The 12,623-nt window shown below is 68.1% G+C and carries 13 protein-coding genes; 5 read left to right on the forward strand and 8 right to left on the reverse strand.

The window, feature by feature from the left end:
* From ABEA67_RS03040 to scpA, 4 genes are all read right to left on the reverse strand, one after another.
* On the reverse strand, nucleotides 1-294 hold the full coding sequence (locus ABEA67_RS03040) for a hypothetical protein (protein WP_345460669.1): 294 nt from the start codon (nucleotides 292-294) through the stop codon (nucleotides 1-3).
* Nucleotides 295-330: 36 nt separating this feature from the next.
* Nucleotides 331-531, reverse strand: coding sequence for a hypothetical protein (locus ABEA67_RS03045; protein WP_345460672.1), 201 nt, complete (start codon nucleotides 529-531; stop codon nucleotides 331-333).
* 135 nt (nucleotides 532-666) lie between these two features.
* Entirely contained in the window at nucleotides 667-1,173 is a 507-nt protein-coding gene (locus ABEA67_RS03050; protein WP_345460675.1) for a hypothetical protein, read from the reverse strand.
* 57 nt (nucleotides 1,174-1,230) lie between these two features.
* A complete protein-coding gene (gene scpA, locus ABEA67_RS03055; protein WP_345460678.1) occupies nucleotides 1,231-3,378 on the reverse strand; it encodes a methylmalonyl-CoA mutase in 2,148 nt (715 codons plus the stop codon).
* A gap of 369 nt (nucleotides 3,379-3,747) precedes the next feature.
* On the opposite strand from scpA, the gene rpe reads away from it, so the two are divergent.
* Together rpe and ABEA67_RS03065 are read left to right on the forward strand one after the other, a co-directional pair.
* On the forward strand, nucleotides 3,748-4,437 hold the full coding sequence (gene rpe / locus ABEA67_RS03060) for a ribulose-phosphate 3-epimerase (RefSeq protein ID WP_345460681.1): 690 nt from the start codon (nucleotides 3,748-3,750) through the stop codon (nucleotides 4,435-4,437).
* Entirely contained in the window at nucleotides 4,434-5,159 is a 726-nt protein-coding gene (locus tag ABEA67_RS03065) for a 2-phosphosulfolactate phosphatase (protein WP_345460683.1), read from the forward strand. Before rpe ends, ABEA67_RS03065 begins: the two co-directional genes overlap by 4 nt.
* A gap of 40 nt (nucleotides 5,160-5,199) precedes the next feature.
* Here ABEA67_RS03065 and ABEA67_RS03070 read toward each other — a convergent pair whose 3' ends face one another.
* Nucleotides 5,200-5,547: a VOC family protein gene (locus tag ABEA67_RS03070; RefSeq protein WP_345460685.1), complete on the reverse strand. Its 348-nt coding sequence runs from the start codon at nucleotides 5,545-5,547 to the stop codon at nucleotides 5,200-5,202.
* Between the two features lie 101 nt (nucleotides 5,548-5,648).
* On the opposite strand from ABEA67_RS03070, the gene nspC reads away from it, so the two are divergent.
* Complete coding sequence (gene nspC / locus ABEA67_RS03075) at nucleotides 5,649-6,878, forward strand: carboxynorspermidine decarboxylase (protein ID WP_345460688.1); 1,230 nt, start codon at nucleotides 5,649-5,651, stop codon at nucleotides 6,876-6,878.
* 321 nt (nucleotides 6,879-7,199) lie between these two features.
* Here nspC and ABEA67_RS03080 read toward each other — a convergent pair whose 3' ends face one another.
* Nucleotides 7,200-8,474, reverse strand: a complete 1,275-nt coding sequence (locus ABEA67_RS03080; protein WP_345460691.1) for a DUF4384 domain-containing protein — start codon at nucleotides 8,472-8,474, stop codon at nucleotides 7,200-7,202.
* 213 nt (nucleotides 8,475-8,687) lie between these two features.
* Here ABEA67_RS03080 and ABEA67_RS03085 point away from each other — a divergent pair, with 213 nt between their 5' ends.
* Together ABEA67_RS03085 and ABEA67_RS03090 are read left to right on the forward strand one after the other, a co-directional pair.
* A complete protein-coding gene (locus tag ABEA67_RS03085; protein WP_345460694.1) occupies nucleotides 8,688-9,077 on the forward strand; it encodes a hypothetical protein in 390 nt (129 codons plus the stop codon).
* Nucleotides 9,078-9,166: 89 nt separating this feature from the next.
* Nucleotides 9,167-10,123: an alpha/beta hydrolase gene (locus ABEA67_RS03090; protein WP_345460697.1), complete on the forward strand. Its 957-nt coding sequence runs from the start codon at nucleotides 9,167-9,169 to the stop codon at nucleotides 10,121-10,123.
* Nucleotides 10,124-10,136: 13 nt separating this feature from the next.
* Here ABEA67_RS03090 and ABEA67_RS03095 read toward each other — a convergent pair whose 3' ends face one another.
* Nucleotides 10,137-10,907: a DUF554 family protein gene (locus ABEA67_RS03095; RefSeq protein ID WP_345460700.1), complete on the reverse strand. Its 771-nt coding sequence runs from the start codon at nucleotides 10,905-10,907 to the stop codon at nucleotides 10,137-10,139.
* Between the two features lie 342 nt (nucleotides 10,908-11,249).
* Complete coding sequence (locus ABEA67_RS03100) at nucleotides 11,250-12,206, reverse strand: leishmanolysin-related zinc metalloendopeptidase (RefSeq protein ID WP_345460703.1); 957 nt, start codon at nucleotides 12,204-12,206, stop codon at nucleotides 11,250-11,252.
* Nucleotides 12,207-12,623: the final 417 nt, after the last annotated feature.

Consider the following 12,623-nt stretch of genomic DNA (forward strand, 5'->3'; position numbering starts at 1 on the left):
TCAGAGGGGGCGGCCCCGGTCATCCCGGCAGGGGGAGGCGAGGGCGAATTCCCAGGCGGGATTGATGGCAAGTTCACGCTGGCGCAGAACCGGGTTGAGGGGGTGTCCGAAGTTCGGCCCCCTCGCATCAATGTAGAAAAGCTGCGCGTTCTGGTCGAGGTAAATCATGCGCTGGCTCAGGCTGCCTGCCTCTCTGAGTATGGTCTTGATGCTACGCAGCACGCCCCGGTCGTCGTAATAGAAGACATCGGTCCGGGTGCGGCCGCCTGAAACCGTGCGGATGAGGTAACGCACTGGTGTCATCGTGGTCGTGCCCTTGAACTGCGCGAGCTATTTGGTGAGCCTGCCGCCGCACTCGGCCTTCATGGCCGTCTGGATGGTGGCCCCCGGCTTGCCCAGCATCCGTTCGGTCCGGGAACGCACCTGGTCGATAGCGGCAATGGCCGCCTGGCGCTGTGCTTCTTCGGCAGTGTCCCCAGCAGGATTGCCCGGGAGAACCCCCGCCAGGGCTGCGCCCAGCAGGGCGACCATGAGGACAGAGCCTCATCTCAGCAGCGGGGGCGTCAGAAGCCGCCTGGGGCCAGGGCGCATGTCCTGCACGATAGCAAGGAAGCCGCCCCAGCCCAGTCAGCCTTCGATGTTGGGGGACGTGCGCCCGGTTCTCCCTCAGGCTGGGCAGCGGCCCAGGCGCAGCGCCCCCAGGTTCAGGCCGGACAGTTCGCGCAGGTCGGCGCTCCAGCCAGGGCGGCGCATCCCGGCCTCGTTCAGCAGCCGCCCACGGGCGTCGTACTCCGCCGTCAGGTTGTACAGCGGGCCGGGGTAGCCCGAAGCGCTGCCCGTTGCCAGCCGCAGGTGTCCCGCCGCGTCGTAGTAGCCGGTGAACTGCGCGCTGTTGTCGGGTATCTGCCGCTCGTAGCGCACCAGCCGGGGCGTCCCTTTCGCGTCCACCAGCACGCTGAGCTGCGGACGCCCGAAGCGGTCCATGCAGTTTGCAGCCACCCGCAGGGGCCGCAGTTGGCCGCTCCGCTCCAGCAGGCGTACCTGCGCCGTCTCGCGCGCGACCTGCACGCGGGCCTGCTGGAGGGCGGTGAACTGGCGTGCCGGAGTGTTCTGCGCCAGCGCCAGGGGAGCCGTCAGGAAACTGAGGGCAAGGGCCGCAGCCAGGGACTTCATGCCCCCTTGTAACACGTGGGGCAAGGAGGCAAGGCTCACTCTTCTTTTATGCCAGTTTCACGGCGTGAGGGGCAATTCCTGCTGGCGTTCCCGCAGCAGGCCCAGCACCTCGCGCGCCGAGTGCAGAATCGGCGTGCCGGGGCCGAAGATGCCCGCCACCCCCGCCGCCCTCAGCGCCGCGTAATCCTGCTGCGGAATCACGCCGCCCGCCACCACCAGAATATTGCCCGCGCCCTCTGCCCGCAGCGCCTCGACGAGTTGCGGAATCAGCGTCTTGTGCCCGGCGGCCTGACTGCTCACGCCGATGACGTGAACATCGTTCTCGACGGCCTGCCGCGCGGCCTCCTCTGGCGTCTGGAAGAGGGGACCCACGTCCACGTCGAAACCCAGGTCGGCAAAGCCCGTCGCAATCACCTTCGCGCCCCGGTCGTGCCCGTCCTGGCCCATCTTCACGACCAGGATGCGGGGGCGGCGGCCTTCGGCCTCGGCAAAGGCCTCAATCTCGTTCTGAAGGGCCGCGAAGCCCTCGTCGCCGTCATAGCCCTGGGCGTAGACGCCCGATAAGGTGCGGACCTCTGCCCGGTGACGGCCCCACACCCGCTCCAGCGCGTCGCTGACCTCGCCCACGGTGGCGCGGGCGCGCATGGCGTCCACGCTCAGGGCCAGCAGGTTGCCCTCGCCGGTGCGGGCGGCCTCCTCCAGCGCGTCGAGGGCACGGGCCACCGCTTCCGGGTCGCGCCCCGCCTTCACGCGGCCCAGGCGGGCGAGCTGCGACCCGCGCACCGCCACGTTGTCGATGTCCAGCACCTCCACCGGCGTTTCCTCGGTGGTGCGGTATTTGTTCACCCCGACAATCACGTCCTCGCCGCGGTCGATGCGGGCCTGCTTGCGCGCGGCGGATTCCTCGATGCGCAGCTTGGGCACGCCGCTCTCGATGGCCTTCGCCATGCCGCCCAGTTCCTCCACCTCGCGCATCAGCTCGCGGGCCTTTTCGGCCAGGTCGAAGGTCAGGCGTTCCATCAGGTACGAGCCGCCCCAGGGGTCCACGATCTGCGGGATGCCCGTCTCCTCCTGAATCACCAGCTGGGTGTTGCGCGCCACGCGGGCGCTGAAATCGGTGGGCAGGCCGATGGCCTCGTCGAAGGCGTTGGTGTGCAGGCTCTGTGTGCCGCCGAAGACCGCCGCCATCGCCTCAATCGTCGTGCGGATGATGTTGTTGTAGGGGTCCTGCTCGGTCAGCGACCAGCCGGAGGTCTGGCAGTGGGTCCGCAGGGCGCGGCTCATGGGGTTCTTCGGCCCGAACTGCGCCATGATTTCGTCCCACAGCAGGCGGGCGGCGCGCAGCTTTGCCACTTCCGTGTAGAAGTTCATCCCGATGGCGAAGAAGAAGCTCAGCCGGGGCGCGAACTCGTCCACGCTCAGGCCCTTCGCCAGTGCCGCCCGTACATATTCCAGCCCGTCGGCCAGCGTGTAGGCCAGCTCCAGCGCCGCGTTCGCCCCCGCCTCTTGGAGGTGGTAGCCGCTGATGGAGATGGAGTTGAACTTCGGCATCTCCCGCGCGGTGAAGGCGATGATGTCCGCGACAATCCGCATGGACGGTTCCGGCGGATAGATGTAGGTGTTCCGCACCATGAACTCTTTGAGGATGTCGTTCTGGATGGTGCCGGAAAGCTGCGCGCGCGGCACGCCCTGCTCCTCGCCCGCCACGATGAAGGCGGCCAGCACGGGCAGCACCGCGCCGTTCATGGTCATGCTGACCGACATTTCCCCCAGCGGAATCCCGTCGAAGAGAATCTTCATGTCCTCGACGCTGTCAATCGCCACCCCCGCCTTGCCCACGTCGCCCACCACGCGCGGGTGGTTGGAGTCGTAGCCCCGGTGCGTGGCGAGGTCGAAGGCGACCGACAAGCCCTTTTGCCCCGCCGCCAGATTCCGGCGGTAGAAGGCGTTCGAGGCCTCGGCGGTCGAGAAGCCCGCGTACTGGCGGATGGTCCAGGGGCGGGCGGCGTACATGGTGGCGCGGGGGCCGCGCGTGAAGGGCGGCAGGCCGGGCAGGGTGTCCGAGCTTTCGGGCAGGTCGGCGGACGTGTACAGGGCCTTGAGGGTGAGGCCCTCCGGCGTCACGTGGTTCAGCGTCTCGGGGTCCGCGCCGCGCAGGTCTTTCTGCGCCAGCGCCTTCCACGCGGAGAGGTCAGGTGGGGTCATGGCAGTTCCTCCGTCTGTGTGCATGATGCCACGTGGCGAACAAACGGACGTTAGGGCGGGGCGCAGAAAGGTTGCCGTTTTTTGGCAACCTTTCCGAGCAAAGCGAGAAGCGCAAAAAGGGCGGCGCGCAGTGGAGTGGACGCCTGAGACTGATTCCGATTGAAGGGTGTTGAAAACACCCAGAAATCCGACCAGAGGGAGAAGGAACAAGGGCGGATTTCGGGAGATGGATGAACAGGCGGTGCCCTCCCGACTGTTCAGGAATTGGACGGAATCCGTATGAAACATGCGGCAACGCAACGGAGCGCCGTCCTAGGCAGGCCAGGGCGCGTTCGGCCCGGCAGAAATGAGAATGTTAAACTGCCGCTCGTGACCTCCGACCCAGCCGCCCCCGCTGCCTCCCCGGCAAGGCGTGTGAAGCTCGCCCCCAGCCTCCTCTCCTGCGATTTCACCCAGTTGGGGGCGGAGCTGGAGCGGATTGCCGATGCCGATTATGTCCATGTCGACGTGATGGACGGCCTCTTCGTGCCCAACATCTCCTTCGGGATGCCGATTCTGGCCGCCGCCCGCCGCGCCAGCCCCCTCTTCATGGACGTTCACCTGATGATTGAACGGCCCGAACGCTACCTGCGCGAGTTCGCGGAGGCGGGGGCGGACGGCATGACGGTGCATGTGGAGGCCACGCCGCACATTCACCGCGCGGTCGGCATGATTCACGAACTGGGCAAGCGGGCGGGCGTGTCCCTCAACCCCGGCACGCCGCTGGAGGCGGTGCGGCCCGTGCTGGGCGACGTGGACCTCGTGCTGGTGATGAGCGTGAACCCCGGTTTCGGCGGCCAGAAGTTCATTCCCCAGGGTGTGGAGCGCGTCCGCACCCTGCGCCGCTGGCTGGACGAGCTGGGGAGTGAGGCCGAGCTGGAGGTGGACGGCGGCGTGACGCCCGCCAATGCCCGCCTGCTGGCGGATGCGGGGGCGACGGTGCTGGTGGCGGGCAGCAGTGTCTTCGGGCCGGACGGTCCCCACGCCGGGCTGAGGCGGTTGCGGGAGGCGCTGGCTTGAGATTGCGTGTGGACCTCCTCCCGCACGGCAACTACCCCGACGTGGTGCTGGTCATCGACGTGCTGCGCGCCACCACCACCGCCGTCGCGTACCTCGAACGGGGCGCGGAGGCCCTCCTGCTCACCGCCACGCCGGAAGTCGCGCTGGGGCTGCGCGGCGAGGCCCCGGAGGGGGGGCTGTTGCTGGGTGGGGAACGCGGCGGGCTGCCCATTCCCGGCTTCGACTTCGGCAACAGCCCGGTGGAGGCCGCCGCGCAGAACTTCACGGGCCGGGTGGTGGTGATGAACACCACCAACGGCACCGGGGCCGCCCACACCGCCGCGCAGACCGGCAAGCACGTCCTGCTCGCCGCCCTCACCAACGCCCACGCCGCCGCCCGCCGTGCCCGCGCCCTGGCGACCGAGGAAATCGCCATCGTCTGCGCCGGAACCGACGCACATGTCGGCCTGGAGGACGTGTACGCCGCCGGGGTGCTGGCCGAGTACCTGCTGGCGATGGGCGAGTTTTCCATCGACGACGGCACCCGCATCGCCCTCACCGTGCGCCGCAACGCGGGCAACCCCATCGAGGCCCTGGGCAGCAGCGGCCACGGCCAGCACCTCGTCAGCCTGGGCCTGGGCGATGACGTGCGCTACGCCGCGCAGGTGAGTACCAGCACGCTGGTGCCTATTCTCGACGCCGCACAGGAGACACCGGAGGCGCTGCGGTTCGTGGCGGTATGAGACGGGCTTATGGCGCGTGGCCTGTCGCTTGTAGAGATGGCTACTCGCCCTTCCCAATCACGCAGAAGCGGTTGCCGTCCGGGTCAGCCAGGACCACATAGTCCGCGCCCGGCTCATACTGCCAGTCCACACGCTCGGCTCCCAGGGCCAGCAGCCGCTCCACTTCCGCCTCCCGGTCCCCGGCGTACAGGTCGAGGTGATGCCGCTTCGCCTTCTGGGAGGTGACGAGCTTCAGCGCCAGTTGCACACCGTGGCCTTCACGCGGAACCAGCACGGCCCAGTCGTCGTCCGGCTCGTCGCGCAGCCGGTAGTTCAGCGCCTGGGTCCAGAACGTGATGGCCCGGGGAAGGTCCTGCACGCCCCACACGATGGAACCGATTCGCAACATGGGGTCAGTATGGCCCGTCCTTCTGCGGCCTGCCGCTTTGACACTAACGCCTCATCCCTAATTCCTAACTCCTAACGCCTTTCCCCGTTACCCTGTCCCCCATGACCGTCTCTGACCTGCACCTCCCCGCCGTGACCCCCACGGACTCGATTGACTGGAAGGCCATCCCCAGCCCCGCCTTTGTCCTCGACGAGTCGCGTCTGCGCCGTAACCTCGCCCTGATTTCCCACGTGCAGCGCGAGAGCGGCGCGCAGATTATCGTGGCCTTCAAAGGCTTTGCGATGTGGAGCGTCTTTGGGCTGCTGCGCGGGTACGGCATCACCGGGGCGACCGCCAGCAGCCTGAACGAGGCGATTCTGGCGAAGGAGGAGATGCGCGGCGAGGTCCACGTCTACGCGCCCGCCTACAGCGAGGAGGACTTCCCGCGCATCCTCGAACTGGCCGACCATCTGGTGTTCAATTCCTTCGCGCAGTGGGAACGCTTCCGGCCGCAGGTGGAGGCCGCCCGCGCCGTCGGGAAGGAACTGCACGTCGGCCTCCGCGTCAACCCCGAATACGCCGAGGTCGAGACGGACCTCTACAACCCTGCCGGGCCGTTCTCGCGCCTGGGCGTGACGCGCCGCGAGTTCCGCGAGGACATGCTGGACGGCATCGACGGCCTGCACTTCCACACCCTCTGCGAAAAGGACAGCGACACGCTGGAGCGCACGCTGGAAGTCGTCGAACGCAACTTCGGGGAGTTCCTGCCCCGCATGAAGTGGGTCAATTTCGGCGGCGGCCACCTGATGACCCGCCAGGGCTACGACATCGAACTCCTGATTCGGGTGGTGCGTCAGTTCCGCGAGAAGTGGGGCGTCCACGTGATTCTGGAACCCGGCAGCGCCTTCGGCTGGCAGACCGGCTGGCTGGTGAGCAGCGTGCTGGACATCGTTCACAACGTCAAGGACATCGCCGTCCTCGACATCTCCGTCAGCGCCCACATGCCCGACGTGCTGGAGATGCCCTACCGTCCCCGCATCCTGGGTGCACGTGACCCTGGGGAGGGCCAGGAGACCCACCGCGAGGCCCACGACCACGCCCCCGGCGACTTCCCCTACATCATCGGTGGCACGACCTGCCTCGCCGGGGACGTGGTGGGCGAGTACGTGTTCGACCACCCGCTGAACCTCGGGGACCGGGTGGTCTTCGACGACATGATTCACTACACGATGGTCAAGACGACCTTTTTCAACGGCGTGAAGCACCCCGACATCGGCATCCTGCACCTTGACGGTACGTATGAGCGCGTGAAGGTGTTCGGGTACGAGGAGTTCAAGGCGAAGCTGAGTTGAGGCTCTGAGCGTGAGGGGCCATGAGCCGTGAGCTATGAGCTATGAAAAAGACGGCTCACGCCAACAGCGGAAGCTCTCCTGGTGTCCGTTCATAACTCAAAGCTCATCGCTCAACCAGACGAGTGCCCCAACCACTTCCGGCTGGGGCACTCGTCTGCTGGTTTCCCGTTTGGATGAAAGAGGTGAAGAGGGTTGCGCGAAAAGGTGGGAGTCACCACCTGGCCGCGCGCCGATTCACACCCGGCCCGTGCGGGACGCGGGAAGGTTCAGGCCGGGGGTGGGGCGGGGAAAAGCCAGTCACCCCCGGCGCGGGAAGTTCATTTACTTGCGGTACACCTTGACCACGCCGTTGACGGTCCGCAGGGTCCCGCCCTCGAAGTCGGCGGCCCAGGCCCCGTTCAGCAGGTACTGGTCGCGGGTGGGGAAGCCCAGGAAGGAGCCGCTGCCGCCCAGGCCCTGGTAGGTCTTGAGCACCTGCCCGGTGAGCCAGAAGGTGCCGTATTTCTCGGTCCCGTACAGCGCCCCGTTCTGGAAGAAGCCGTAGAGGCCGCTGGTGCCGAAGCTGTTGCGGGGAATGACCTTCTCGTCGCCTGCGGCCCAGCCCAGGCGGGAGGGCGGACGGGTCGCGCCGTTCTCGGCCCGCGCCAGGGCAAGGTAACGCTCCAGCAGGCGGCCGTGGACGGCGTAGGCGCGGCTGCTGCCGTTGGCGTGGAGCAGCACGGCGTCCCCGTAGGCCGCCACGCCCCGGAACTTTTGCCACAGGCCGTCGCCCCAGGCGCTCGCGTAGCTGATGGCCTCGCCCAGGGACTCCGGCCCCTTGAGGCGGTCGTAGGCCTGCACCATCGCCTGGTCGAAGTCGCCGCTCTGTTTCTCGCCGGGCTGAATGCGCGTGACAGGTTGGGTCGGCGCGGGCTGGGCGGGGGTGGGCTGCGGCTGGGGTGCGGGCGGGGTGGGCTGCCCCGGCGTCACGGTCACGGTGCCGCTCGCGCTGTCCTGGTTACCGCCATTGCCCCCCTGGCCCACGCGGAAAGTCGCCATGTCCGTCACCCAAGCGTCGGCGGGGAGGGGGTTCACCACGATGCTCAGGGCGCGGGCCAGGTTCTCCTGCCCCTTCACCTTCACCTCCGCGAAGCCCTGGTCCCCGGCAAAGCGCGCGATGTCGTCGATGTTCAGCGGTTTGGTGCTGGCGAGGGCGAGCAGCTTGTCTTGCCCGTTCGGGCCGCCGACAGTCAGGGTGTACTTCGCACCGTCCGCCGGGAAGACCCGCGTCACCCCCGCCTGCACGAAGTTGCTCTCCTCGTAGTTGTTGGGGAAGAAGAGGTCGATGACGCCGTTCGCATTCACGTTGAACAGGTACACGTAGGCGTCCTGGTTCGTCTTCAGGCCGATACTGATGTTCTCGCCCTTGCGGTAGACCGGGTTGCCGCGCCCGCTGGCGTCCTTGTTCACCCAGACCTGCACGTCCATCTTCGTCTCGACCGGGTTGACGATGATGCTCTGGGCGGTAATCTTGGCCGAACCCGCGCCCGCCGTGCCCGCGGCGCTCAGGCCCAGCAGGGCCGTCATGGTCAGTATGCCTTTCAGGTTGGTCTGCATCTGCTCTTCCTCCTTGTGGATGCAGGCAAGGTAAGCCGCGAAGCTGACTGGGCACTGATAGCTGGCTCTGCAAAAGGCCGTCCTGCACGAGCATGAACGTCTCTTCAAGCTCCCTGCCGCCCAGGTGGGTGAAGGGTGAGGCCAGCCTGACCGTGGGGTGATGCTCCGGGGGTGGCCTGCTGGGGCAGGTGCTCTGCCGCTTACTCTGAAGGGATGAAACGCCTGCTGCTTTCCCTCACCCTGACGGTCCTTTCCCAGGGTGCCCAGGCCACTGCCGCCGACCCCTGGCCGAACAGCCCGGCGCTGGTCCGGCTCTTTGTGTTGCCCTCGGGCCGCGCCGACGCCGAGCGCCTGACCCGGACGCTGGCGCTCACGCCTGCCCAGATCGCGGAGCTGCGCCGCCTGGCCCGCAGCGAGGCAGCCTACGGCGAGGCCGGGCGGCACGTCATCGGGCGGCAGGAGGCTGCGCGCTTGAATGCCCGCATCGCCGCCATGCGGGTGGAAAAGGACCGCAAGGTGCGCGCCCTGCTGGGCACGAAGTACCCGGCCTTCCGTGACTGGCTGCGCGGGTGGTGGGCCGGAAGGGTGAGGGCGGCGCGGTAGGCCAGAACCGGTACGGGAGGGGGAAGGGACCGTGTTACGCTCGCCTGACCTGTGGGCGGCTCCGGTCCCCACCGCACAAGGAGAGCCTCATGCGAACCCTGCTGGCCCTGACCGCTGCCCTGACCCTCACGCCCGCGCTGGCGGCCAGCCGGGAGGTGACACTGGACGTGCCCGGCGCGCGCCTCGCCGCCACCCTCCAGATGCCGGACGGCCCGCAGCACGTCCGCCCGCCCGTGGTCCTCATCGTCGCGGGGAGTGGTCCCACCAACCGCAACGGGGACAATCCCCTGAGCGGGCCGGGAGGTACCTACCGCAAGCTGGCCCAGAATCTGGCCGCCCGCGGCATCGCCTCCCTGCGCTACGACAAGCGTGGCATCGGCGCGAGTACGCTGGCCGACCCGCGCGAGGAGGCGCAGACCTTCGACGACCTCGTGAACGATGCCCGCGCGTGGCTGGCCTGGCTGGGGCAGCAGCCGGACCTCGGTCCCGTGGGCGTGGTGGGCCACAGCGAGGGCGGGCTGATTGCCCTGGCCGCGCTCCAGCAGGCCACTCCCGCCCGTGCCCTGGTGCTGCTGGCGGCCCCCGGCGAGGACATTGGCACCACCATCCGCCGCCAGCTCGCGCAGAATCCGGCCAACCCGCCCGCGCTGGTGCAGGAGGGGAACACGATTCTGGACGCCCTGGCGCGTGGGGAGACGGTCACGAACGTCTCGCCGGTCCTCGCGCCCCTCTTCCGGCCCAGTGTGCAGCCTTACCTCCGCAGCAGCCTGAAGTACGACCCGCAGCGGCTGATTGCCGCCGTGAACGTGCCCACCCTGATCGTGCAGGGGGACCGCGACCTGCAAGTACGCCCCGAGGACGCCCGCCTGCTGGCCGCCGCGCAGCCCGCCGCCCGCACGTTCCTCGCCCCCGGCGTGAACCATGTTCTCGTGCCCGCGCCGCTGGACCCGGTGGGGAATCTCTCCACCTACGCGAATGCCCAGCTTCCCCTGGAGCGGGGCCTGCTCACGGCGGTCGTGGACTTCCTGAGGTCGGAGCTGCGCTGAGGGGCCGACCGCCCTACAGCCTCCCCGCCACCCACAGCGCCAGCGGCCCCAGCAGCAGCGCGGGCAGCAGGCTGCCGACACGCACCCGGCGGTCTTCCCAGCCCAGGCCGCCCAGCATCAGGTTCCACGCGATGCCCACAATCATCAGGCCGCCGATGCCCGTGACCAGCAGAACGTAGGGGTTGGTCTTCAGCACGCCCGGATCGGCCCCGCCCAGCAGCCCCGCCGCGAACGCGCCCGCCGCCAGGCTGACACCTCCTTGCAGCACCAGTACCGTCAGCGCACTGAAGCCCACGCCGATGCCGTAGGCCCCGGCCAGCGCCAGCGCCGCGATGCCGTCCAGGGTGCTTTTCAGGACGTAGGTGGAGGAATCCCCGGTCAGCCCGTTTTGCAGCCCGCCCACAATCGTCATCGGGCCGATGCAGAAGAGCAGGCTGGCCGCGACGAAGCCCTCCGTGAAGCGGCCCCCGCCCCGGAAGCGTCGCCGCAGCGTCTCGCCCAGGCGGCCCAGCCCTTCCTCGATCCCCAGCGCCTCCCCGACCACCGCACCCAGGGCCAGCGCCACCAGCGCCAGGATCACGCCGGGAATCGTCCCGCCCGACACGCGGTTCAGGTTCCCCGCCATATCCAGCGCGATAAACAGCGTGACCAGCGAGAGCGTTTGCAGCAGCGTGCGCTGGGTGCGCTCCGGCAACCGCGCGCCCAGCGTGAGGCCCAGCAGTGTCCCCAGCAGGACGGTGGCGACATTGATCAGGGTGCCGGACAGTTGCGCGAGCAGGCTCATTGGCTTTTACCCTAGAGCATTTGTCCGAATTACGCCGTTGGAGGAAAAACGCCTCCAACGGCTCCATTCTCCCAAACGCTCTCCTTATTTCACTCGCTTCGCTCGGTCAAAAAGTAAGGTCTCTTTTTGACAAATGCTTTAGAACATTCGGCGGCGCACACGTCGGGGCAGGAGTGGAGAGGGGGCGACCAGCAGCCAGCAACTTCCCGACCGCTCGCTGCCTTTGCCCAGGTCCCGTCATCCGCAGCGGCATGAAGGCTGGGTGCTGGAAGCTGGCCGCTCCACACGAAGCCGCCCCCGCACGAGGCAGGGGCGGCCGGAGGAAGCCGGAGGGGCGCGGCGTTATTCGGTGCGGTACTTGGGCGTGATGATCTGCTCGTGGGTGCCCAGGTCCAGCCCCTCGCCGACGGCCAGCGAGGACGTGCTGGGCACCGTGTAGGCGTCGGCGGCAGTGTAGTTCACCGCGTAGCCCATGTCCTGGAGGGAACCGACGCTCATACGCGACAGGGGGTTGAACACGCCGCTGTTGAGGTAGCCGGTCATCAGCTCGGTCTTGAAGGTGGTCTCGCGCCAGTGGGCACCCGCCGTGCCCTGGCCGCCCTGGTTCTCGACCGGCACCGTGGAGAGCGTGCCGCCCGCCGCGCGGTACTCGCGCACGCCGTTGGTGCCCTTGTAGATCGGGTTGGTGGTGCCCACGCCGCTGACCAGGCCGAACTGCGACCACAGCGACCCGATGCCCAGCGAGTGTCCCAGCTCGTGCACGGCGATGTCGGCCAGCTGGCTGCTGAACTGCGAGAGGTCGGCGGTGTCGAACACCAGGGTCGAGTAGGTGGTCAGGCCGCTGGCGCTGCGGACGCTGCAAGGTCCGCTCTGGGCCAGGATGCCGCCGGGGCCGTCGATGTCGGTGTTCCCGGTAAACACCAGGATGTCGTCGATGGTGCCGCTGTAGGCCGCGTTGCTGCCGCAGGCCCCGGCGGGAATGTTCACGGTGACGCTGGGCAGGCCCTGGGTGATCACCTTCTGCCAGCGGCTCGCGGCGGCGTTCATGGCGTTGACCACGCTGGTCGAGCTGCCGGACGCGAACTTGAGGGTGATGTTGTAGGTTTCCGTGGCCTGCTCCTGAAGCCCGCTGGCCTTGGCGTAGGGGTCCACCGGCAGCGAGGCGATACCGGACGTGGGCGCTGTTGCGCTGGGCTGCTCGGGGGCTGCCGCGTTGGCGGGCGCGCTGCTGTTGGTGCCGCAGGACGCCAGCAGGGCGGTCAGGGCGAGGGTGGCGGCGGTCAGGGTGAATCGGGTCATGGGAGCCTCCTGGGCAGTTGAGAACGGGGTTTGAGACGTGGGCTGTTCCTCGGGAACGTCACCCGTCATAGGGGTGTGGGAGTGACGGCCTTGGCAGGAACATCAGGAACGTGCACAGGCTAGAGCGGCAGGTGTGATGGGCTGGAACAGGCCAAAAAAGGCCGTCCTGGCGCTGCTTGCGCACTTTCGGGCCGGCATGGCTCGCTGGAGGTGCTCTCCGGGGGACTTCTGTCCCATCACAGGTGGGGAGCCTGCTCCTGACCTGACCTTTATTCTTGACCCCCTCTTGACAGTGGGCGTGGTACCCTCCCTGCAAGTTGACCGACCTGACTGCCTCCGCGCTGCCTCTCCCGCCCCTGGGTGGTGGGGGCGCGGGTGGGCCGCTGGCCGGTTACCATTCAGAACGTCGTCGGGGCT

This window comes from Deinococcus carri (assembly GCF_039545055.1).
Classification (GTDB): domain Bacteria; phylum Deinococcota; class Deinococci; order Deinococcales; family Deinococcaceae; genus Deinococcus; species Deinococcus carri.

Coding starts and splice junctions, on each gene's coding strand:
- ABEA67_RS03045 (WP_345460672.1), bottom strand. CDS start 531: ATGGTCGCCCTGCTGGGCGCAGCCCTGGCGGGGGTTCTCCCGGGCAAT.
- ABEA67_RS03050 (WP_345460675.1), bottom strand. CDS start 1,173: ATGAAGTCCCTGGCTGCGGCCCTTGCCCTCAGTTTCCTGACGGCTCCC.
- scpA (WP_345460678.1), bottom strand. CDS start 3,378: ATGACCCCACCTGACCTCTCCGCGTGGAAGGCGCTGGCGCAGAAAGAC.
- ABEA67_RS03070 (WP_345460685.1), bottom strand. CDS start 5,547: ATGTTGCGAATCGGTTCCATCGTGTGGGGCGTGCAGGACCTTCCCCGG.
- nspC (WP_345460688.1), top strand. CDS start 5,649: ATGACCGTCTCTGACCTGCACCTCCCCGCCGTGACCCCCACGGACTCG.
- ABEA67_RS03080 (WP_345460691.1), bottom strand. CDS start 8,474: ATGCAGACCAACCTGAAAGGCATACTGACCATGACGGCCCTGCTGGGC.
- ABEA67_RS03085 (WP_345460694.1), top strand. CDS start 8,688: ATGAAACGCCTGCTGCTTTCCCTCACCCTGACGGTCCTTTCCCAGGGT.
- ABEA67_RS03090 (WP_345460697.1), top strand. CDS start 9,167: ATGCGAACCCTGCTGGCCCTGACCGCTGCCCTGACCCTCACGCCCGCG.
- ABEA67_RS03095 (WP_345460700.1), bottom strand. CDS start 10,907: ATGAGCCTGCTCGCGCAACTGTCCGGCACCCTGATCAATGTCGCCACC.
- ABEA67_RS03100 (WP_345460703.1), bottom strand. CDS start 12,206: ATGACCCGATTCACCCTGACCGCCGCCACCCTCGCCCTGACCGCCCTG.